The organism is Variovorax sp. efr-133-TYG-130 (assembly GCF_030208835.1).
Lineage (GTDB): Bacteria > Pseudomonadota > Gammaproteobacteria > Burkholderiales > Burkholderiaceae_C > Variovorax.
Genome location: NZ_JARVTD010000003.1, coordinates 313,973 through 335,300 on the forward strand (window position 1 = coordinate 313,973; position 21,328 = coordinate 335,300).

22 protein-coding genes are annotated in these 21,328 nt (G+C 68.5%); 12 read left to right on the top strand and 10 right to left on the bottom strand.

The genetic code is table 11. The features are described 5' to 3' along the window. Positions 1-98: 98 nt before the first annotated feature. Positions 99-1,508 (bottom strand): sensor histidine kinase, encoded by a 1,410-nt coding sequence (locus QRN67_RS03550; protein WP_285411145.1) that lies wholly within the window; start codon positions 1,506-1,508, stop codon positions 99-101. Further along, positions 1,501-2,202, bottom strand: coding sequence for a response regulator transcription factor (locus QRN67_RS03555; RefSeq protein ID WP_081269512.1), 702 nt, complete (start codon positions 2,200-2,202; stop codon positions 1,501-1,503). The genes QRN67_RS03550 and QRN67_RS03555 overlap by 8 nt, the downstream gene beginning before the upstream one ends. Positions 2,203-2,382: 180 nt before the next feature. On the opposite strand from QRN67_RS03555, the gene QRN67_RS03560 reads away from it, so the two are divergent. The 5 genes from QRN67_RS03560 to QRN67_RS03580 are packed head-to-tail and all read left to right on the top strand — an operon-like array spanning position 2,383 to position 8,931. Further along, positions 2,383-3,534, top strand: a complete 1,152-nt coding sequence (locus tag QRN67_RS03560) for an efflux RND transporter periplasmic adaptor subunit (RefSeq protein ID WP_285410522.1) — start codon at positions 2,383-2,385, stop codon at positions 3,532-3,534. Further along, positions 3,527-6,622, top strand: a complete 3,096-nt coding sequence (locus QRN67_RS03565; protein ID WP_285410523.1) for an efflux RND transporter permease subunit — start codon at positions 3,527-3,529, stop codon at positions 6,620-6,622. Before QRN67_RS03560 ends, QRN67_RS03565 begins: the two co-directional genes overlap by 8 nt. 19 nt (positions 6,623-6,641) lie before the next feature. Further along, complete coding sequence (locus tag QRN67_RS03570) at positions 6,642-8,159, top strand: efflux transporter outer membrane subunit (RefSeq protein WP_285410525.1); 1,518 nt, start codon at positions 6,642-6,644, stop codon at positions 8,157-8,159. Continuing rightward, entirely contained in the window at positions 8,156-8,539 is a 384-nt protein-coding gene (locus QRN67_RS03575; protein ID WP_285410527.1) for a RidA family protein, read from the top strand. The genes QRN67_RS03570 and QRN67_RS03575 overlap by 4 nt, the downstream gene beginning before the upstream one ends. Further along, the gene (locus QRN67_RS03580) at positions 8,536-8,931 is read left to right on the top strand and encodes a hypothetical protein (protein ID WP_285410528.1); all 396 of its coding nucleotides are present in this window, start codon (positions 8,536-8,538) and stop codon (positions 8,929-8,931) included. Before QRN67_RS03575 ends, QRN67_RS03580 begins: the two co-directional genes overlap by 4 nt. Here the strand turns inward: QRN67_RS03580 and QRN67_RS03585 are convergent. The 6 genes from QRN67_RS03585 to QRN67_RS03610 all read right to left on the bottom strand — a co-directional run bounded on the left by QRN67_RS03585 (position 8,895) and on the right by QRN67_RS03610 (position 14,964). Next, complete coding sequence (locus QRN67_RS03585; protein ID WP_285410529.1) at positions 8,895-9,980, bottom strand: patatin-like phospholipase domain-containing protein; 1,086 nt, start codon at positions 9,978-9,980, stop codon at positions 8,895-8,897. The two genes, QRN67_RS03580 and QRN67_RS03585, sit on opposite strands and share 37 nt — an antisense overlap. After that, complete coding sequence (locus tag QRN67_RS03590) at positions 9,977-10,390, bottom strand: type II toxin-antitoxin system VapC family toxin (RefSeq protein ID WP_081269505.1); 414 nt, start codon at positions 10,388-10,390, stop codon at positions 9,977-9,979. Before QRN67_RS03590 ends, QRN67_RS03585 begins: the two co-directional genes overlap by 4 nt. A gap of 7 nt (positions 10,391-10,397) precedes the next feature. Then, positions 10,398-10,655, bottom strand: coding sequence for a type II toxin-antitoxin system Phd/YefM family antitoxin (locus QRN67_RS03595; protein WP_106934468.1), 258 nt, complete (start codon positions 10,653-10,655; stop codon positions 10,398-10,400). A 63-nt stretch (positions 10,656-10,718) separates the two neighbouring features. Continuing rightward, positions 10,719-13,094, bottom strand: coding sequence for a Tex family protein (locus tag QRN67_RS03600; protein ID WP_285410532.1), 2,376 nt, complete (start codon positions 13,092-13,094; stop codon positions 10,719-10,721). Between the two features lie 80 nt (positions 13,095-13,174). Further along, positions 13,175-14,161, bottom strand: coding sequence for a sensor histidine kinase (locus tag QRN67_RS03605; RefSeq protein ID WP_285410534.1), 987 nt, complete (start codon positions 14,159-14,161; stop codon positions 13,175-13,177). Between the two features lie 8 nt (positions 14,162-14,169). Next, positions 14,170-14,964, bottom strand: coding sequence for a LuxR C-terminal-related transcriptional regulator (locus QRN67_RS03610; RefSeq protein ID WP_081269501.1), 795 nt, complete (start codon positions 14,962-14,964; stop codon positions 14,170-14,172). 381 nt (positions 14,965-15,345) lie between these two features. Between QRN67_RS03610 and QRN67_RS03615 the strand changes: the two genes are divergently transcribed. From QRN67_RS03615 to QRN67_RS03630, 4 genes are all read left to right on the top strand, one after another. Beyond that, entirely contained in the window at positions 15,346-16,035 is a 690-nt protein-coding gene (locus QRN67_RS03615; protein ID WP_081269500.1) for a hypothetical protein, read from the top strand. An 80-nt stretch (positions 16,036-16,115) separates the two neighbouring features. Continuing rightward, a complete protein-coding gene (locus tag QRN67_RS03620; RefSeq protein ID WP_081269499.1) occupies positions 16,116-16,979 on the top strand; it encodes a hypothetical protein in 864 nt (287 codons plus the stop codon). Between the two features lie 88 nt (positions 16,980-17,067). Beyond that, a complete protein-coding gene (locus tag QRN67_RS03625; RefSeq protein WP_234382573.1) occupies positions 17,068-17,322 on the top strand; it encodes a hypothetical protein in 255 nt (84 codons plus the stop codon). 49 nt (positions 17,323-17,371) lie between these two features. Further along, the gene (locus QRN67_RS03630) at positions 17,372-17,887 is read left to right on the top strand and encodes a hypothetical protein (RefSeq protein ID WP_081269498.1); all 516 of its coding nucleotides are present in this window, start codon (positions 17,372-17,374) and stop codon (positions 17,885-17,887) included. A gap of 65 nt (positions 17,888-17,952) precedes the next feature. Here QRN67_RS03630 and QRN67_RS03635 read toward each other — a convergent pair whose 3' ends face one another. After that, positions 17,953-18,408 (bottom strand): hypothetical protein, encoded by a 456-nt coding sequence (locus QRN67_RS03635; protein WP_285410536.1) that lies wholly within the window; start codon positions 18,406-18,408, stop codon positions 17,953-17,955. Between QRN67_RS03635 and QRN67_RS03640 the strand changes: the two genes are divergently transcribed. The 3 genes from QRN67_RS03640 (at position 18,389) to QRN67_RS03650 (ending at position 20,794) form a co-directional block, all read left to right on the top strand. Then, positions 18,389-18,709, top strand: a complete 321-nt coding sequence (locus QRN67_RS03640; RefSeq protein ID WP_285410538.1) for a winged helix DNA-binding protein — start codon at positions 18,389-18,391, stop codon at positions 18,707-18,709. The genes QRN67_RS03635 and QRN67_RS03640 overlap by 20 nt on opposite strands. Positions 18,710-18,821: 112 nt before the next feature. Further along, complete coding sequence (locus tag QRN67_RS03645) at positions 18,822-19,379, top strand: DUF2239 family protein (RefSeq protein WP_285410540.1); 558 nt, start codon at positions 18,822-18,824, stop codon at positions 19,377-19,379. A 41-nt stretch (positions 19,380-19,420) separates the two neighbouring features. Continuing rightward, complete coding sequence (locus QRN67_RS03650) at positions 19,421-20,794, top strand: MATE family efflux transporter (RefSeq protein WP_172839892.1); 1,374 nt, start codon at positions 19,421-19,423, stop codon at positions 20,792-20,794. A gap of 28 nt (positions 20,795-20,822) precedes the next feature. Here the strand turns inward: QRN67_RS03650 and QRN67_RS03655 are convergent, their stop codons facing one another. Next, on the bottom strand, positions 20,823-21,299 hold the full coding sequence (locus tag QRN67_RS03655) for a VOC family protein (RefSeq protein WP_081269493.1): 477 nt from the start codon (positions 21,297-21,299) through the stop codon (positions 20,823-20,825). Positions 21,300-21,328 lie beyond the last annotated feature (29 nt).

The following is a 21,328-nucleotide window of genomic DNA, read 5'->3' on the forward strand; positions in this document are numbered from 1 at the left end:
GGCGGGGGCCCTCTTCGTTGGTCCGGAATGGATCGGGCCATTCTCGAAGCGGCGGTCTTTCGCGCGGTCAGGGTTTGCCCGCCGGGCCCGCCCGCTCCTCAGCGCGCGAGCCGCAACCGCATGTCGAAGCGCGCCCCACCCCCCGCTTCGTTCGCCGCCTCGATGCGCCCGCCGTGCGCATGCACCACCGCCTGCGACAGCGCCAGGCCCAGGCCGAGCCCGGGCGTCTTCTCGTCCGAGCGCGCGGTGGCGCCGCGATAGAAGCGCTCGAACAGGTGCGGCAGTTCGTCGCCGCGGATGCCGGGCCCGTGGTCCGACACGCTGATGATGGCTTCGTCGGCCTCCAGGTCGGCGCGCACGCTCACGCTCACCACCGTGCCGGGCGGCGAGAACTTGAGCGCGTTGTCCAGCAGGTTTGCCAGCGCCAGGCTGGCCGCGCCGCGCGCCACCCTGGCGGCCACCGGCGGCGCGGGCTCCAGCACCAGCGACAGGCGGCGCTCCCGGGCCATCGGCTCCAGGCGGCGCACGGCGTCCTCGGCCAGCATGTTGAGCGAGACCTTCTCGGCCGCGTCGCGCTCCTGGCCGGCGTCGATGCGGGCGAGCACCAGCAGTTCCTCGACCAGCAGCGTGAGCGACTCGACCTCCTCCAGCGACGATTGCAGCGTTTCGACATACGCCGCCGGCTCGCGCGGCCGGCGCAGCGCGAGTTCCAGCTCGGTGCGCAGGCGCGACAGCGGCGAGCGCAGCTCGTGCGAGGCGTCGGAGGTGAAGCGGCGCTGCGCTTCCATGCCGTTCTCGATGCGGCTCAGCATGTCGTTGAGGGTGTCGACCAGCCGGCCGATCTCGTCGCGCGTGCCCGGGTGCGGCAGCCGTTCGGCGAGATTGGCGTCGCCGATGCGCCTTGCCTGCTGCACCACGTCGGCAATGGCGCCGAATGCGCGCCGTGTGATGAGCGCGCCCGCCGCGGCCAGCGCCAGCAGCAGGGAAACGCCCAGGATCAGAAACAGCACGCTCGCCATGCCCACGGTGCGGTTCACGTCGTCGAGCGAGCCCGCGACCTGCACCGCCAGCAGCTTGTGATGTCCCGGCACGGGCACCGACACCATGCGTGTCGGCTCCTCGCCGAAGCCGTACAGCGTCTCGAACACGGTCTCGCCGGCGGCCAGGCGCTCGCGCAGCACGGGCGGAATGGGCAGTTGCGCTTCGCCGAGGTTGCTGCTGCGCGCCAGCACGCGGCCTTCGGTATCGACGATCTGCACCAGCCGGTCGAGCCGCACGAACGAAGGCGCGGCCGGGCCGGGCGGCGCCTCGTGCACGATGACCGCGTCGCCGGCGTTCGCCGACAGCAGCATGCCAAGCTCGGTCTCGGCCAGCGCGAGCAGCGCCGCGTCGAGTTCGCCGTGCACGTTGCGCGAGAACACGAAGTACGAGCCGAGGGCGGCGATCGTCATCACCACCACGATCACGCTGACATGCGCCAGCGCCAGCCGCCTGCGAAAGCTAAGCAGCATGGCTGCCGCCGGGGTTGTCTTCGGCCAGCGCGAGCCTGAAGCCGCGCCCGCGCACCGTCTGGATCAGCGGCGGTGCCGGCGGTGCGTCGACCTTGCGCCGCAGGTTGCCGATGTGCACGTCGATCAGGTTGTCGATGGCGATCAGGTCGTCCTTCCACACCTGCTCGGCCAGGCGGGAGCGGCTCACCACCTCGCCGGCATGGCGCAGCAGGATCTGCAGGATGGCGAACTCCTTATGCGTCAGGTCGAGCACCATGCCGCCGCGCATCACGCGCTGGCTCAGCGGATCGAGGCTCAGGTCGGCCAGCGCGAGCACCACGGGCCGCATGATCTCGGAGCGCCGCAGCAAGGCGCGCACGCGCGCCAGCAGTTCGTCAAAGGCGAATGGCTTGGTCAGGTAGTCGTCAGCACCGGTGTTCAGCCCGGCGACCCGGTCGCTCAGGGCGTCGCGCGCGGTGAGCATCAGCACCGGGGTCTTGCAGCCGCGCTGGCGCAGGTCGCGGCACAGGGTCAGGCCGTCCTTGCCGGGCAGCATCCAGTCGAGCACGATCAGGTCGTAGGCGATGACGAAGGCTTCCTCGTCGCCCTCCTCGGCCGTGTGCACCACATCGACCACGAAGCCCTCTTCCTGCAGCCCGCGGGCCAAAAGGCGGGCGGCCTTGCGGTCGTCTTCGATCAACAGAATTCTCATCGGGGTGGATCATGCCGCGCCCGGCGGGCGCCGTGCCCCCGATTCTGAAGAAAACTTCAGGATTTCTTGGGAGCTTCTTCAGTCGCGCTTTCTTAACCTCCCTTGGGGTGACGGGGGCGGATCAAGGGCACGGAAAGGGATTCCGTGCGCAGCGCGTCCGGCCCCAACGGATGTCCTGAGATGAAGAAAAAATCCCTCTACCAGATCACGCCAGCACGAATTTTCTTCGGCGTGCTGACCTGCGCGGCGCTGTGCGTCGACTCCTTCGACAACACCGCCCATGCGGCCACCGTGGCCGCCGCCCCGGCGCCGATGCTGGTTCGCCAGGGCAACCGGCTGAGCGTGCCCGACGGCTCGCCGCTGCGCGACCGGCTGCGCGTGGCCACCGTCGGCGAGCAGGCCTCGCCGCACGACGTGAGCCTGCCTGCCACGGTGGAAGCCAACCCGGCCAGCACCGTCAACGTGCTGCCGCCGCTGACCGGCAAGCTGGTCGAGCTGAAGGTGCGCCTGGGCGACACGGTCAAGCGCGGCCAGGTGCTGGCCACGATGACCTCGCCCGACCTGGCGCAGGCCGTGTCCGACGCGCAGAAGGCCCGCGACGCGCTCGACCTGGCGCAGCATGCGCTGGTGCGCGCGCGCGGCGTGAACGAGGCCGGCTCCAATGCAACCAAGGACGTGGAAGCGGCCCAGAGCGCCGTCGCGCAGCAGACGGCCGAACTGCGCCGCAGCGAGACGCGCCTGCGCAGCCTGGGCGCGGACGGCAGCGGCGCGCAGGCCGGCCAGCTGCTGAAGATCGTCGCGCCCATGTCCGGCACGGTCACCGCGCTGAATGCCGGCGCAGGCGCCAACCTGAACGACGCCACGGCCGCGCTGATGACGGTGGCCAACCTCGACTCGGTCTGGGTGACGGTGAACGTGCCCGAGAACGTGGTGGGCGCGGTGGCGCCGGGCCAGAACGTGACGGTCACGCTGGCCGCCTACCCGGGCCGCCGGTTCACCGGCAAGGTCGGCTTCGTGAGTTCGGTGCTCGATGCCGACACGCGCCGCGCCAAGGCGCGCATCGTGTTTGCCAACCCCGACGGGCTGTTCAAGCCCAACATGTATGCGACAGCGGTGCTGGGTGTGCCGCAGGCGGCGCAGCCGCAGGTGCCGGCCTCGGCGCTGCTGATGAACAACGACGCCGTGAGCGTGTTCGTCGAGGCCGAGCCCTGGACCTTCGTGCGTCGCGTGGTCGAGCTGGGCCGAGAAGACGGCGACCAGGTGCGCATTCGCAGCGGCCTGAACGCCGGCGAGCGTGTGGTGGTGCGTGGTGGTGTGCTGCTGAATGATTAATCTCATCATCACCCAGTTCTTTCGCCGCAGGCACCTGGTCTGGGCGATGTCCATCGCACTGGTGCTGTTCGGTGCCTGGTCGTGGACGCAGATGACGGTCGAGGCCTACCCCGACCTCGGCGACGTGACGGTGCAGGTCACGACCCAGGTCAACGGCCTGGCTTCGGAAGAAATCGAGCAGCAGATCACCACGCCGCTGGAGCGGGCGCTGAGCAACACGCCGGGGCTGGCCTCGATCCGCTCGAGCAGTACCTTCGGGCTCTCGCTGATCACGCTGACCTTCAAGGACGGCACCGACGACTATTTCGCGCGCCAGCGCGTGACCGAGCGCATCGGCCAGGTCTCGCTGCCCTCGGGCGCGCAACCGGGGCTGGACCCGGTGGCGGGCCCGGCGGGCGAGATCTACCGCTACACGCTGGAGTCGGACACCAAGAACCTGATGGAGCTGTCCGAGATCCAGCGCTGGATCGTCATTCCGGGGCTGCGCCAGGTGGCCGGGGTGGTCAACATCACCAACTTCGGCGGCTTCACCAAGGAGTTCCAGCTCGAGCTGGACCCGGCAGCGCTGCAGAAATACGGCCTGGCGCTGAGCGACGTGGTGACGGCCATCAACAACAACAGCGCCAACGCCGGCGGCGGGCGCATCGCGCGCGGCGAGCAGAGCTACGTGGTGCGTGGCATCGGCCTCATCACCTCGCTGGACGACCTGGGCGCGGTGGTGGTGTCGCAGTCCGGCGGCTCGCCGGTGCTGGTGCGCGACCTGGGGCGCCTGCAGTTCGGCCACCAGGAGCGCGGCGGCATCCTGGGCAAGGACAGGAACCCCGACACCATCGAAGGCATCGTGCTGATGCTCAAGTACGAGAACCCGTCGCGGGTGCTCGAGGGCGTGCACAAGAAGATCGACGAGCTGCAGGCGCAGCTTGCGCCCATGGGCGTGAAGATCGTGCCCTACATCGACCGCGACGACCTGGTGAAGCTCACGGTCGACAAGGTGACGCACACGGTGCTCGAAGGCATGGCGCTGGTGTGCTTCGTGCTCATCCTTTTCCTGGGCAGCCCGCGCAGCGCGGTGGTGGCGGCGGTGGCGATTCCGATGTCGCTGGTCACGGTGTTCATCGTGATGCACTTCACCCGCATGCCGGCCAACCTGTTCTCGCTGGGCGCGATCGACTTCGGCATCATCGTGGACGGCGCCATCGTGGTGATGGAAGCCATCCTGCGCCGGCGCGAGGAAGAGCCCCACGCCACGCTGACCGAGGGCAACATCCTCGAGACGGTGAGCCATGTGTCGGGGCCGATCTTCTTCGCCACGCTGATCATCATCACGGCCTACTTTCCGCTGTTCGCCTTCGAGCGCGCCGAGGGCAAGCTGTTCAAGCCGATGGCATTCACCGTGGGCTACGCGCTGGTGGGCGCGCTGCTGTGCGCGATCACGCTGATTCCCAGCCTGGCCTACGTGGCGCTGCGCAAGCCGATGAAGCCCTTCGTCAACAAGCCGCTGGTGTGGCTCACGGGCGCCTACCGGCGCGTGCTGGGCCACCTGCTGCGGGTGCCGGCCATCGCCTATGCGCTGAGCATCGCCGCGCTGGCCGCGGTGGCGATCCTGGGGGCCACGGCCGGGCGCGAGTTCCTGCCCGACATCGACGAAGGCGCGCTGTGGCTGCAGGTGCAGCTGCCGTCGGGCCTGTCGCTGGACAAGGCCAGCGAAATGACCGCGGAGCTGCGCCACGTCCTGCTCGAGTACCCCGAGGTTTCCTACGTGGTGACGCAGCTGGGCCGCAACGACGACGGCACCGACCCCTGGACGCCTTCGCACGTGGAAGTGCCCGTGGGCCTGAAGCCCTACAGCGAGTGGCCCGCCGGCGTGAACAATGCCGCCTTCGTGCGCACGCTGAACGAGCGCTTCTCGAAGATGCCGGGCTTCGACGTGGGCATCAGCCAGCCGATCATCGACGGCGTGAACGACGCCGTGGGCGGCGCGCACAGCCCGCTGGTGCTGCGCATCTACGGCGACGACCTGAAGGAAAGCCGGCGCATCGGCAACGAGATCGTCGACCTGCTGCACACCGTGCGCGGCACCGCGTCGGCGTCGCTGTTCCAGGAGCCGCCGATTCCGCAGGTGGTCATCAAGCTCGACCGCGAAGCCGCGGCCCGGCTGGGCGTGAACGCGAACGACGTGGCCAGCCTGGTGCAGACCGGCATGGGCGGCGCGCCCGTCATCACCGTGTACAGCGGCGACCGCACCTACAACGTGACCGTCAAGCTGCCGAAGTCGGCCAAGAGCGGCACCGAGGCCATCGGCTCGCTGCTGCTCAACGGCGCGGGCGGCGCCAAGGTACCGCTGTCGCAGGTGGCCAGCGTGAAGCTGCAGACCGGCGAGAGCACCATTTCGCACGAGCTCAATTCGCGCCAGATCACGGTGCGCATCGACAACCGCGGCCGCGACCTCGCCTCCTACCTGGTGGAAGCGCAGGAGCGCATCGCCAAGGACGTGAAGTTCGACCATGCCAAGTTCCGGCTGCAGTGGGCCGGCCAGTTCGAGAACCAGCAGCGGGCACAGGCGCGCCTGGCGGTGTCGCTGCTGATCGTGGTGTCGATCATGGCTGTGCTGCTGTTCTTCCAGTTCGGCAAGATCCGCCATGTGGCGCTGATCCTGGGCGTGGTGCCGATGGCCACGCTGGGCGGGCTGATCGCGGTGCACGTGGCGGGAGAAACGCTCAACGTGGCCACCGCGGTGGGCTTCATCGCGCTGTTCGGCGTGTCGATACAGAACGGGATCATCATGGTCGCGAACTTCCGGCGCGTGCGCGGCGAAGGGCTGGCGCTGGAAGCCTCGGTGCTCGAAGGCGCGACCGAGCGGCTGCGGCCGGTGCTCATGACGGCCACCGTGGCGTCCATCGGCATGCTGCCGGCGGCGCTGGCCACCGGCGTGGGCACCGACGTGCAGCGCGGCCTGGCCACGGTGGTGGTCGGCGGGCTGGTGGTGTCGACGCTGCTGACGCTGTTCATCCTGCCGACGCTGTTCTTCGCGCTGGAGCGCCTGTTCGAGCGCAAGGGCTGGGGCCTGCGCTCGCGCCGCGACCGTTGAGCAAGGCGAGGAAAAAACCATGACCAAGAAGACAAGCCTTGCAACGCCCGTGGCGGCCGGCATCGCGCTGCTGCTGGCCGGCTGCGCGGCCGGGCCCGACTATGCGCGGCCGCCGCTGAACCTGCCGGCGCAGTACACATCCGCGCCCGCCGGCAGCACCGAAGCCGAGGGCGTGCCGCTGCCCCGCTTCTCGCCCGAGCTCGACGTGCCGGCCCAGTGGTGGCAGGCCTTTCGCTCGGAGCCGCTGAATGCGCTGGTGGCGCAGAGCCTGGCCGGCAACCCGACCATCGAGGCCGCCGATGCCGCGCTGCGCGTGGCGCAGGAGAACGAGGCCGCCGACCGCGCCGCCTTCTGGCCGAGCGTGGCGCTGGGCTATTCGCCCACGCGGCAGCGCGTGGCCGGCGCGGTGGCGAGCCCGGTGTCGTCGAACGCGAACCTCTACACGCTGCACACGGCGCAGGTGACCGTGTCCTATACGCCAGACGTGTTCGGCGCCACGCGCCGGCAGGTCGAAGGTGCGCAGGCGCAGACCGAGCAGCAGCGCTTCCAGACCCTGGCCGCCAGGCTCTCGCTGAGCAGCAACGTGGTGGCGGCGGCAATCACCGAGGCCTCGCTGCGCGCCCAGCAGCGCGCCACGCTGGCGATCATCGCGGACCAGAAGGAAGTGCTGCAGGCCTACCGCAAGCAACTGGGCCTGGGCCAGGTCGCGGTGGCCGACGTGGACGCACAGGAAGCCTCGCTGGCCGCCACCGAGGCCACCCTGCCCCCGATCGACAAGCAACTGGCGCAGCAGCGCAACCTGCTGGCCACGCTGGCCGGCCGCTATCCCAGCGAAGGCGTGGCGGCGCATTTCGAGCTCGACGCGCTGCAGCTGCCCGGAGAACTGCCGCAAACGCTGCCGTCCACGCTGGTCGAGCACCGACCCGACGTGCGCGCCGCAGAGGCGCAGCTGCAGGCCGCCAGCGCCGCCATCGGCGTGGCGGTGGCCGCGCGGCTGCCCAATGTGACGCTGGGCGCGAGCTACGGATCGTCGGCCTACACGCTGTCGCAGCTCTTCAAGTCGTCGTCGCTGTTCTGGAGTCTGGCGGGCAACGTGACGCAGACGGTGTTCGACGGCGGTGCGCTCAAGCACCGCGAAGCGGCCGCCCGCGCTTCGTTCGACCAGGCGGCAGCGCAGTACCGCGCCACGGTGCTGAGCGCCTTCCAGGACGTGGCCAATGCGCTCGAAGCCATCGACGCGGACACCCGCGCGCTGCAGGCGGCCCTGAAGGCCGAGCGCACCGCATCGCAGAGCCTGGCGCGCACGCGCACGCAGGTGCGGCTGGGCGACGCCAGCCCGCTGTCGCTGCGCATCGCCCAGCAGGCCGAGCAACAGGCGCAGCTCAACCTCGTGCAGGCGCGCACGCTCCGGCTGACGGATGCGGCGGCGCTCTTCCAGGCGCTGGGCGGCGGCTGGTGGAACGCACCGCCTGCGCGGCTTGCCGATTCTTCTTCGTCCTCCGCTCCCTTCCCCGCATCGAAACCCGCATTGCCATGAACATCATTCGCCATGAGATGGGTCCCCGCTTCAGCGAGATGGTGACCGTCGACCTGGGCACAGCCCGCCTGATCTATCTGTCGGGCCAGGTGGCGGAAAACCCGTCGCTCGACATCACGGGCCAGATGCGCGAGATCCTGCACCACATCGACGACATGCTCGCCACGCAGGGCGCCACCCGCAAGGACCTGGTGAGCGTCACCATCTACCTGCGCACCGTGGGCGACTACGAGGCCATGAACTCGGTGTGGGACGAATGGGTGCCCGCGGGCCACACGCCGGCGCGCGCCACGGTCGGGGCCAGGCTGATCGACTCCGAATACCGCGTCGAGATCCAGGCCACCGCGGCCATCGGCGCCGCTGCGGGGTCGGCGCCGTGACGCCCGCTGCGCGCGCCGTGGTGCTGTGCGCACTCGCGCTCGGCGGCTGCACCGCATTCGATGCCCACTCTCTGGACCACGCAGCGCACGCGTCAGGCTGGCGCGCCGCGCAGGTCGTCGACGTGGGCCGCGCGGCGGATCTGGCGGGCACGGTCGACCGCGACTGCGGCACCGGCGACGGGCCCGATGCGCCTTACGCCGTCGTGCGCTACCGCAACGGCGGCGTGCGCTCGCGCTCGCTGGGCACCGGAAGGCTGCCCGCCGGGCCGGTGCCCAAAGTGGGCGACAGGGTGGAAGTGAACATCCTCGACTGCGCGGCGCCGCTGGCGTTCGCCGGGCAGGCAGGGCCGGCGGATCAGAGCGGCAGCGTCCCGGGCACGCCGTCGCGCTGAAGCCAGTCCTCGAACTCGTCGGACAGCCGCTGCGCCTCGCGCGTGGCCTGGCTCCAGGCCGCGATGCGCGCGGGCGCGTCGCTGGCGAAGCGGATGAAATCCTTGCGGTCGGGCAGCTTGCCGTTGGGCAGCTTCTTCACCCATTCAGGGTCGGGCGCGAGCACCACCATGCGGTCGAGGAAGCCGCTGGCCTTGTGGCGCCAGCGCAGCCCCTTGTCGAGCCAGCCCGGCACCACCGCCTGCTGGAAATGCGGGTAGAGCACCAGGCCGTCGTCGGCCCCGTCATGTGCAGATTGGTAGTCCAGGTGCAGGTGGTAGTCGGTGATGCCGCCGTCCCAGTAGGCGCCGCGCGGCGCGCCCGGAATGTCGTGCACCGCCGCCAGCAGGAACGGAATGGAGCACGAGGCCTGCAGCACCATGTTGAAGTTGGCTTCGCTCAGCGCATGCTGGCGCGTTCGGAAGTCCCGCGTGCCGAAAGGCAGCGCCGCGCCCGGCGTGGAAAACACGCAGCGTTCCAGCCACGCGCCCAGCCCCTTGCGGTGCAGGCTGTTGGTGGCAAAGGCCCCCAGGTAGCCCACCGGCGTACGCGCCCTGCCCTCGCGCCCGAGGATGTGGCGCCCGCGTGACGTCACCACGTGCAGGCGATAGCGCGGATGGTTCAGCACCTCGGCGATGCGTCCGCCGTAGAAATCGTCGAGGCTCTCGGCAAAGCGCTCGCTGAGCTGCCGCGGGCTGAGCCGCTTCTGCCCCGGCGGCACCTCGAACTGCTGGCGCACATAGTCGTGCTCGAATCGCTGGAACGCCGCCTCGGGGTCCGTCAGGCAGGCCGTCGACAGCCGCCACGCGCCGATGGAGGCGCCCACCAGGTGCACCTGCTGACTGCTCCGCGTGAGCCAGCGGCCGAAGATGAAGCGGTCGAGCGGGCCGAGGATCAAACCCTTGGGCCCACCCGCCGCGCCGGGGATGGTGCGCACGTCCTGCGGGCGCAGGCCGTGCTGCTCGATGTGCTTGCGGGCCGCGGGGCCGGCGTAGATGCGCAGTGCTTTCATGCCCGCGTGTATTCGAAGGGATTGAGTATTTCGACACCGAACCCCGCGAAGTCATTCACGTTGCGGGTTACCACGGTCAGCGCGTGCTGCTTTGCCGTGGCGGCAATCATCGCGTCCTCATACAGCGTGTTCGAGCTGCGATGCATCAGTTTCGCCCAGAGCCTGAAGGTCTCCGCGTCCATGGGAAGCACGTTGTACGACGCAGCGACCAGCGAGGCCCATTGTTCGATCTCGCTGGCCTTCGCAGCGTCCTGTTCGCGCGTGAGTTCGATGCCGGCCTGGATCTCTCCGAGCGTCACCGCCGACAGATGAAGGTCGCTGTCTGCAACAGGCGTGAGCCACTCGAGGACCGCCCCATGCGGACGTGGCCGGCGAAGCTCGGAAATCACGTTCGTGTCCAGCAGGTACATGCCGGCCTCAGCGCATGGGCGTGACGCTGCGCCTGCGCGCGGCGCCCCGCTGCGGGACCAGGAACTCGGTGCGTGCGTCCGCCGAAAGAAGCAGCTCCTTGAGCGACGGCTTGGCAGTCGCATGCAAACGCCGCCATTCCGCTGCCGGAACGAGCACGGCCACCTCGGCGCCGCGCTTCGTCACCATTTGCGGCCCCTCGACCAGGGAAGCCTCGAGGAACTCGCTGAAACGCGCCTTGGCATCCTGCACAGCCCAGGTTTTCATGACAACCACCCATCAAACTAGTTAGATGACTAGTTTAACAGGCGCATATCACTCGGCTTCTGCTTACTTGCGCAGCCCCTGCAGCTTGGCGAAAGCGCTGGCCATCTGCCCTGCCGGCTGCGGCGAGTTGTCGCGGCGGCCTTGCTGCTGCTGGCCGCGTCCCGCGCCTTCGAAGCGGTTGTCGCGCGGGCCGTCGCGGCGCGCGGGCGCCGCATCGAGCTTCATCGACAGGCCGATGCGCTTGCGCGCCACGTCCACTTCCATCACCTTGACCTTGACGATGTCGCCGGTCTTGACGACTTCGCGCGCGTCGTTCACGAACTTGTGGCTCAGCTGGCTCACGTGGACCAGGCCGTCCTGGTGCACGCCGAGGTCGACGAAGGCGCCGAACTGGGCCACGTTGCTCACGGTGCCCTCGAGGATCATGCCCTCCTTCAAGTCGGCGATGTCGTCCACGCCGTCGTTGAAGCGCGCCACCTTGAAGTCGGGGCGCGGGTCGCGGCCGGGCTTCTCCAATTCGCCCAGGATGTCCTTGACCGTGATGACGCCGAATTTCTCATTGGCGAACAGCTCGGGCTTCAGCGTCTTGAGCATCTCGGCGCGGCCCATCAGCTCGGCGATGGGCTTGCCGGTCTTCACGATGATCTGCTCGACCAGCGGATAGGTTTCGGGGTGCACGCCGGTCACGTCCAGCGGATCGGTGCCGCCGCGGATGCGCAGGAAGCCCGCGCTCTGCTCGAAGGCCTTGGGGCCGAAGCCGGTCACGTCCAGCAGTTGCTTGCGGGTGGCGAAGGCACCGTTCGCCTCGCGCCAGCGCACCACCGCCTTGGCCACGCTGGCCGACAGGCCCGACACGCGGCTGAGCAGCGGCACGCTCGCGGTGTTCAGGTCCACGCCCACCGAGTTCACGCAGTCTTCGACCACGGCCTGCAGGGTGCGGGCGAGTTCGCTCTGGTTCACGTCGTGCTGGTACTGGCCCACGCCGATGCTCTTGGGGTCGATCTTCACGAGCTCGGCCAGCGGATCCTGCAGGCGTCGCGCGATGGAGGCGGCGCCGCGCAGGCTCACGTCGACGTCGGGCATTTCCTGCGATGCGAATTCGCTGGCCGAATACACCGAGGCGCCGGCCTCGCTCACCACCACCTTGTCGACCTTGATCTCGGGCGCGCCGGCCTGCGCGGCCATCTTGGCCAGCAGCTTGATGAGGTCGGCGGCCAGCTTGTCGGTCTCGCGGCTGGCGGTTCCGTTGCCGATGGCGATCAGGTTCACGCCGTGCTTGGCGCACAGCTTGCCCAGCGTGTGCAGCGAGCCTTCCCAGTCCTTGCGCGGCTCGTGCGGGAACACGGTGGCGGTCTCGACCAGCTTGCCGGTGGAATCGACCACGGCCACCTTCACGCCGGTGCGGATGCCGGGGTCCAGGCCCATCACGACGCGCGGGCCGGCGGGCGCGGCCAGCAGCAGGTCGCGCAGGTTGTCGGCGAACACCTTGATGGCGACCTTCTCGGCCTCTTCGCGCAGGCGGGTGAACAGGTCGCGCTCGGTCGACAGGGCCAGCTTGACGCGCCAGGTCCAGGCCACGCACTTGCGCAGCAGGTCGTCCGCCGGGCGGCCGGCATGGCTCCAGCCCAGGTGCAGCGCGATGCGGCCTTCGGCGATGCTGGGCTTGCCCGGCTCGGGCTCGACCGGCAGCACCAGCTTGGCGTCGAGGATGTCGAGCGCGCGGCCGCGGAACACGGCCAGCGCACGGTGCGACGGCACGCGGCCGATGGGCTCGTCGTACGCGAAGTAGTCGCGGAACTTGGCGACGTCGGCGTTGTTCTCGTCCTTGCCGGACATCAGGCTGGACTTGAGCAGGCCTTCGGCCCAGAGCCATTCGCGCAGGCCCTGCACCAGGGCGGCGTCTTCGGCCCAGCGCTCGGAAAGAATGTCGCGCACGCCGTCGAGCACGAGCGGCACGGTGGAGAAATCGGGGCCCGGCTTGCCGTCGTCCAGCGTCGTGGCGGGCTGCAGGAAGGCCTTGGCTTCCACCGCGGGGTCGAGCGTGGGGTCGGCCAGCAGCTTGTCGGCCAGCGGCTCGATGCCGAATTCGCGGGCGATCTGGCCCTTGGTGCGGCGCTTCTGCTTGAACGGCAGGTAGAGGTCTTCCAGCTCCTGCTTGGTCGGCGCGAATTCGATCGCGGCACGCAGCTCGGGGGTCAGCTTGCCTTGTTCGTCGATGGCCTTGAGCACCGCCACGCGGCGGTCTTCAAGTTCGCGCAGGTAGGAAAGGCGGGCTTCAAGCTCACGCAGCTGCGTGTCGTCGAGGCCGTCGGTGGCTTCCTTGCGGTAGCGGGCGATGAACGGAACCGTGGCGCCTCCGTCGAGCAGTTCGACGGCGGCCTTCACCTGGTTCTCGCCGACCTTGATTTCGGCGGCGAGCTGGCGAATGATTTTCTGCATGTCTTGAGCGCGTCCCTGGCAAAGCGCGGGAGTTTGCCATAGGCGCGAATGCGGCCCGCCCGCCCGGCCCGGCGGGGGTGTTACAGCATGCTTTCGGACTCGGGCCGGTTCCCGGCCGGCGTGGCTTCCTTGCCGGGCTCGCAGGGCACCAGCAGGCGCACGCTGAGCCCTTGCGGCGCGACATCGGTCACGACCAGTTCGCCTCCGATGGCTTCGGCGCGCGCATGCATGCTGCGCAGTCCCTTGCCGAGGTGCTCCGGCTGCTGGCCGGCCGCGGCGCCGATGCCGCGTCCGTTGTCGCGCACCTCGAGCACCAGGCGCCGGGGAGTGACTTGCAGCCTGAAATGCAGCTCGACGCGTGTCGCTCGCGAGTGGCGCAGCGCGTTCGAAAGCGCCTCCTGTGCCACCCGGCAGATCTGCATCGTGGCTTCAGGCGGCAGAGGCTGGTCATGCGCCGCATCGGCGATGTCCCATACCAGGGCGACACCCAGCCTGTCGAAGGCGGGCCGCAGCCGGTAGCGCAGGTGGGCCAGCCGCTCGACGGCGGTGGCGGTGGTCTGGTCGTCCAGGTCGTCCACCGTCATCTGGAGTTCGAGCAGGCAGGCCTGCAGCGCCATCGACAGGCTGTCGGGGGCCGTGGCGGCCTTCGGGTCCTGGCTGGCCAGCAGCGCCACCAGCCGGGAGCCGACGCCGTCGTGCAGGTCGTTGGCGATGCGCCGGCGCTCGGCCAGCACCGCGTCCATCAGCCGGCCGCGCGCCACGCGGCGCTGGGAGAAGTACCAGATGCTCACGATCGCGCCCAGCACCGCCACGTTGAGCGCCTGCAGCGCCCAGAAGGCGGCTGGCATGTCGTGCGCCATCACGGTGATGGTGGAGGTGGCCCGCAGCACCTGCGCCGTCACAGGTGTGAGATGCATCGCCGCGGCCAGCCCGGCCCACATGAGCACCCGGCGGCGGGGAATGCGCGGCCACAGCCAGGTCAGCAGCGTGCACCACGAGGCTATCGACAGCCACACATACTGGTCTTCCAGGAAGTGCGGTAGGTGAAAGACCTGCGGCGTGAGCATTGCGCCCCCTAGAGCAGGCCCCGATGGGACGCGAAGCTCACCGCCTGGGCCCGGGTGTGTGCGTGCAGCTTGCGGTAGATGTTCTTGACGTGGGCGTTAACCGTCTGGGCACTGATGGTGAGCTGCAGTGCGATCTCTTCGGTGACATACCCTGTCGCAACAAGTCGCAACACTTCGCGCTCCCGTGCCGATAACGTCGCCTTGCTGTCCGGCGGGCGCACAGGGTTGACGTTGGAGCGCTTGTGATCGAGGTGCACGAGCAGCCGGCGGGCCAGCCGGGGGGTGATGGCGGCGCCCCCGTTGACCACCTGCAGCACGGCCTGGGCATAGCTCTGGAACCACGCGTTCTTGACCAGGTAGCCCGATGCGCCGAGCTCGAAGGCGTGCAGCACCTGGGGTTCGTCCTCGAGCGCCGAGATGACGATGATCTCGGCCGCGCTGCGGTGTTTCTTGGCCTCTTCGATCAGCTCGAATCCGCTGCCGTCACCGAGGCGGATGTCCACCATCAGCACGTCGAATTCATGCTGCATGAGCAGGCGCCGTCCTTCGCGCAGGGTGCCTGCCTGGCCTTCGAGCTGGATGCGCAGGTCGCTCAGCAATTCCTGTGCGATGACGCGTCTCACGAAGGGGTCGTCGTCGACCAGAAGAACCCGCACCGGCTTGGTCTCCTGACCGGTCAGAAAGTCAGGCCATGGAAGTGTGTCGGCGGACGGTGCGAGCAGCCCGCCGAACTGTCCGGGGGTGGCATATTTCCTAGCCCCAGTTCCGATGTCTGTCAATGAAATGTCGAGTTCGCTTTCCATTCCAACCCCTTTGTGACAAATGGACTACCGTGTTCGTGACCAAAAGTTAATTCATTTCTACTCAAAATCTCGAACTAAGTTTTTTTGTTTACTTTGGTTGCATTCTGTTGCGAGTCTGCTCCGGTGTCCAACGAAAGTTGTATTTTTCGGGTTTTCCGTCGCAAGTGGAAGCGGTTTCAGGCACCTGTTCCGCAAGGCCTCATCCACTCCTTTCGCTATAGCCTCGCATTACCCAGCCTGAGGCATTTTTCTATCCCCCCTCGACGCTGAAACTGCCTTCCGGTCGCCACGGAAACATTTCATTCCGCGTTCACAGACCGCTAGTTGATAGCCGGATGGTCCGGCGATCAGGTTCGTTTCACACACTTTCGAGGAAGCATCATGAAGAAGACTCTCATTGCCATCGCAGTGGTTCTGGTTGGAAGCGTTGCCTCGGCAACCAGCACGACCGCACTGGCCGCCACAAGCACGTCCACCGGCTCGTCCAGCTCCGCTGGATCGACGGCAGCCAGTTCCGGCACGGGCAGTGCATTGAGCTACAACGCAGCCAATTCCAGCTCGTCGGCCAGCGCCAACGCAGCAGGCGGCGCAGTCAGCTTCCCCGGCATCCGCCTCGGCGGTGCAACGGCCGGCGGCACGGCAACCACGCAAGGCTCGGTCACCAGCATGGCCGTGACGACGGGCAACGGCCTCGCAATCGGCGGCGCCAACGCTTCGGCCAATGCCGGCGCGGCTTCCAACGCCAACTACAGCGCTGGCGGCTCGAACCCCATCAGCGGCAGTGCAGGCGGCAGCGCCAGTTCGGTCACCAACAACACGGCCGCGACAGCTGCCGGTCCTGGCGGCGGCCTGGCCATCGTGACCCGCACTTCGGGCACGACCTCGGGCTACAGCGCGTCCTCCGGCGCCGTCAACGGCTTCGTCAACGGCACCACCACGTCGGCCACCGCGGGCTCGACCGGCGGCTCCTTCGGCGTGACGAACATCCACCTCGGCAACGCCGGCACCTTCAGCAACGGTGGCGGCACCGGCGGCCTGGCCGGCTCCACCGCGACCGCATCGGCACCCTGAACTTCAGATGTAGCGTTTGCTGGACTCGGAAATGGGGAGGGGCTTCGGCCCCTCCCCCGGCCTTCAAAGGAGTTGAGAAAATGAAAAAATTGCTTTTCCTCGCATTGCTGGCGGTCTCGGCGGCGGCAATGGGTCAGACGACGGCAGGCGGCGCGAACAACGGCTCGAGCAGCTCGGCCACCACCTCTGCCCAGGGCAACAACCAGGCCGTGACGTTCTCCGGCCCCGCGAACACCACATCGAGCGTGACGAGCACCCAGAACGTCAACAGCAGCGGCACGACGGGTGTCGAGTACGGTGGCAGTTACACGATCAAGAACGTGCCGTCGGTCAACGGCCCCAACCTGACCACCAGCAACGACACCTGCATGGGCAGCACCAGCGCGAGCGCCAACGGCCCCGGTGTCGGCCTCAGTTTCGGCACCACCTGGACGGACGAGCACTGCAAGCGCCTGAAGATGAGCCGCGAGCTCTGGAACAAGGGCATGAAGGCGGCATCGCTGGCAATGGACTGCATGGACCCGGCGGCCCAGGCGGCGCTGGAGATGACCGGCACCAAGTGCCCGCAATCGATGACAGCGGACGAACGCGTGAGCGCCTACGGCCCGCAAGCCTCGTCGGCGGGCGCGCCCACGGTTTCCTCTACGCGCCCCGCAGCCCCTGCGGCTCCCGTCGCCTCCGCGCCCACGCCCCCTGTGGCGATGGCACCGCCGGCGCCCGTGACCGCCCCGCCACCAGCACCCGTCGCGGTCGTGCAGCCGGCCGCGCCTCCGGTGGTTGCGGCCGAACCTGCGGCCGTGGTCTCCATGCCGGTCTCCAGCGCGACGGTGACGGCCATCGACGCCAATGAGGTGGCGGCCGCCCTGCGCGCGCAGCGCATCCTGTCGGCGGAGCCGGTCGGCGACATCGCCGCCGCGCCGCAATCAGCGGCGTACCCGCAGTGAGCGCGCGGAGTCCATGATGACCAGGACCGTATTTCTCTGGACGGCGGCCTGTTGCTTGGCAACAGCCGCGGCGGCCGCACCGCCGCCCTTGGACACGCTGCGTATCCAGCGCATGAACATGGGCAGCGGCCTGCAGAACGCGCCCGGCACCGACAGGGCCCAGCCGGTGGGCGACCTGGGCGTGTGGCATGTGCCGCAGTACATGCCCGGCTACCCGACGGCGGCGACCATCTGGCCGCGCGTCGTCATCATCCAGTGCGAAGGCGACGTGTGCCCCGGCTACGAGGTGACGCCGGAGCTGGGCCGCGGCGAATATCTGTTCTTCCTGCCGACGCGCAAGTAGGGTCGGCGGCAGGCGCCGCGCGAGCCGCGCCTTGCCTTAACCTTCACGGATGACACCTTTCGCGAGCCTTCTGCGCGTTCTCCGTGCCCTTGTGCGGGCCCTGGGCACCGCGCTCCTCGTTCCGCTGCTGCTTTTCGAGGAATGGGGCTGGGAGCCGCTGGCCGCGCTCATGGCTCGGCTCGCGCGGCTACCCCTCTGGGCGCGCCTCGAAAACCAGCTGCGCCAACTGCCGCCCTGGGGCGCGTTGCTGGCCTTCTTCGTGCCGGTGCTGTTGCTGCTGCCGGTGAAGGTGCTCGCCCTCTTCCTCTTCAGCCGCGGCCATGCCGCCACCGCGCTCACCGTGCTGGTGCTCGCCAAGCTGGTGGGCACGGCCATCGTGGCGCGGATCTTCCAGCTGGTCGAGCGGCCGCTGATGCGCATTCCGTGGTTCGCGCGCTGGTATCCGCGCTGGAAGGCCTGGAAAGACCGGGTGCTCACGGTCGTTCGGCAGAGCCGGCCGTGGCGGATCGTGCGTGCGCTCAAGGGACGCATCGCTCGGGGATGGCGGCGCTTCAGAGGGGGTTGATCTAGTTTTACCCGGGTGTATTGCTGATTTAATTTAATCCGGGTAATATTCGGCACATGAACCTGTCACCCGAAAGCAGGCGTGCGCTGAGCCGCCAATACAAGGAATCCGTGCGCCCGGCAGGCGTCTTCGTCGTGCGAAACACGGTGAGCGGCCGTGTCTACGTGGCCGGCAGCCTCGACGTCGAGGGCGCCATGAACCGTGCGCGCTTCGAGCTCGGCTTGGGCTCCCACCGCTGCAAGCCCCTGGGGCAGGACTGGGCCGCGCAGGGCGCGGCGCATTTCAGCTTCGAGGTGATGGACCTGGTCAAGGAGCGCGAGGACGACCCCGCCTTCGATCGCAAGGCCGAGCTCGAAAAACTGCTGGCGCTCTGGCAGGAGGAACTGCAGTGCTTCGGCGAGAAGGGCTACAACAAGCGCCCTCTCCTTCTGCCTGGACCTCGGCCATGCCCACGCCCGCCTGGCGCTGAAGCTGGACGACGACCTCGGTGCTTTCCACGGCTTGAATTTCGCCGACTTCACCCTCCTCTATCTGTTGCTGCGCGCGGAGCAAGGCTGCATGCCGATGGCAGACCTGGCGTGCACGCTCGGGCTGCCGATGTCAGCGCTGATCCGCAAGATGCTGCTGCTCGAGAAAACAGGCCTGGCCGAACGCGTGGCCGGTGCCGGCACCGACCACCGCCGCCATGCCGCACTTCGCTCCGGCGGTCGGCAACTGGTGCGCGATGCGGTCGTCACAGCCGAGGCGCACTGCAGGCAGGCACTCCGCGCCATCGATCAGCGGCAGTTGTCCGACGCCCACGCCGTGCTGCGGGCGATATGAGAGATGCCGGAGGGACAGCGCGACGCACACGTGGGCGCCGCAGCGGGTAGATTACGCAACTCGTTTCTCCCGGCCTCCTCTTTCGACAGGAATCAGGAAACACAACATCCGCATGTCACCAGACACCCCTCCCACCATCCTCACGGTGTTCTTCGATTTCCGGCGCATCGCACGCGGCACGCGAGCCGAAGTGCTCGAGCAGCTTCGTCGCCGCGACGACCCCGGACCCTATCTCGTGTTCGACGACCAGACCGGTGCGCAGCTCGACCTCGACCTGCGCGAGCTGCCCGACCCCGAAGCCGAACACCGCGACGAAGCGCCGCGCGGCGTCGGCCGCCCCAAGCTCGGCGTGGTCGCGCGCGAAGTCACGCTGCTGCCGCGCCACTGGGACTGGCTCGGCCGCCAGCCCGGCGGCGCCTCGGTCGCGCTGCGCAAGCTGGTCGACGAAGCGCGCCGCGTGCACGCCGACCGGGACGTCGTGCGCGCCACGCGCGAAACCACCTACCGCGTCATGACCGCCATCGCAGGCAACCTGCCCGGCTTCGAGGAAGCCACGCGCGCCCTGTTCGCCGGCGAGGAGCAACGCTTCGGCCACCTGATCGAACCCTGGCCCGCCGACCTGCGCGCCTACTTGCAGGAACTGTCCGCGCCCGGCTGGAGCCATGAATGAGAGCACCCACTGAAGCCCCCGGCACCACGGGCCCCAGCGGCATGAAGGGCGTGCCGGTCGCGCCCGCCGGCGCCGCGCGGCCCTTGTGGAAGGTCTTTCTTTTCTTCCTCGCGCCGATGTTGCTCAGCAACATCCTGCAATCGCTTTCGGGCACGCTCAACAACATCTACGTCGGGCAGATGCTCGGCGTGAGCGCGCTGGCGGCCGTGTCGAGCTTCTTCCCGGTGATGTTCTTCTTCATCGCCTTCATCATCGGCCTGGGCGCCGGCGCCTCGGTGCTGATCGGCCAGGCCTGGGGCGCGCGCGACGCCGCCAAGGCCAAGGCCGTGGCCGGCACCACGCTCACCGTGGGCGTGCTGGCGGGTCTCGTCATCGCCGTGTTCGGCGGTGCCTTCACCACGCCGATGCTGGCTTCGCTCGGCACGCCGCCCGACGTGCTGGCCGACTCCACGCGCTACGCCCGCATCATGCTGATCGCGATGCCGGGCGTGTTCGTGTTCCTGCTGGCCACCGCCATGCTGCGCGGGGTGGGCGACACCGTCACGCCGCTGCTCACGCTGATGATCTCGACGCTGATCGGGCTGGTGGTCACGCCCGCGCTCATCCGCGGCTGGGGCGGCCTGCCGCAGCTGGGCGTGGCGAGCGGCGCCTGGGCCTCGGTGCTCTCGTTCGCGGTGGCGACGACCTGGCTCGGCTTCCGGCTGCGCCAGCGCAAGAGCCCGCTGGCGCCCGACGCGGAGTTCCTGCGCCACCTGCGCATCCAGCCGCAGCTGCTGAAGGCGGTGCTCAAGATCGGCGTGCCCACGGGCGTGCAGATGATCGTGGTCGCGCTGGCCGAAGTGGTGCTGCTGTCGATGGTCAACAGCTACGGCTCCAGCGCCACGGCCGCCTACGGCGCGGTGAACCAGGTGGTGGCGTACGTGCAGTTCCCGGCCATCTCGATCGCCATCACCGCGTCGATCCTCGGCGCGCAGGCCATCGGCGCCGGCCGCGCCAACCGGCTCGGCGACATCGCCAAGACTGCGCTGCTGATGAACGTCGTGCTGACCGGCAGCCTGGTGGTGCTGGGCTACCTGTTCTCGCGCCACCTGATGGCGTTCTTCATCACGAGCGAGCCGGTGCTCGAGATCGCGCAGACGCTGCTGCACATCATGCTGTGGAGCCTGGTGATCTTCGGCATGGCGTCTGCGCTGTCGGGGATCATGCGGGCCAGCGGCTCGGTGCTGGTGCCGACGCTGATCTCCATCGTCTGCATCCTGGGCGTGGAGGTGCCGGTGGCGTATGCCATGAGCCACCGCATCGGGCTGGACGGCATCTGGATCGCCTATCCCGTGACCTTCGGCGCGATGCTGCTGCTGCAGACCGCGTACTACCAGCTGGTCTGGCGCAAGAAGGCGATCCACCGCCTGGTGTAGCCGCCGGCAGGGCCACGGCGGCGGCGGATCACGCCCCGTCGTAGGCCTTGCGCACCTCGGCGATGTCGAGCTTGACCATCTTCATCATCGCCTGCATCGCACGCGCGGCCTTGGCCGCATCCTTGTCCTGGAACATCTGGACCAGACCGTCGGGCACGATCTGCCAGGACACGCCGTAGCGGTCGGTGAGCCAGCCGCACTGCACCGGCTCGCCGCCGCCTTCGAGCAGCCTGTTCCAGTAGTTGTCGACCTCGGCCTGGGTCTTGCACCGCAGGTACATCGAGATGGCCGGGGTGAACTTGTATTGCGGCCCGCCGTTGATCACCATGAACTCCTGGCCTTCGAGTTCGAAGGTCGCGGTGAGCAGTTGCCCCTTCAGTGCGGGGTTGGTGTCGCCCCAGAGCAGTTTGTCGGTCACGCGCGAGTCCGGAAATATGCCGGTGTAGAACTTCAGCGCGTCTTCGCCGTTGCGGTCGAACCATAGGCAGGGAACGATCTTTTGCATGCGGGTCTCCTTTGCTTCAACGATGAACC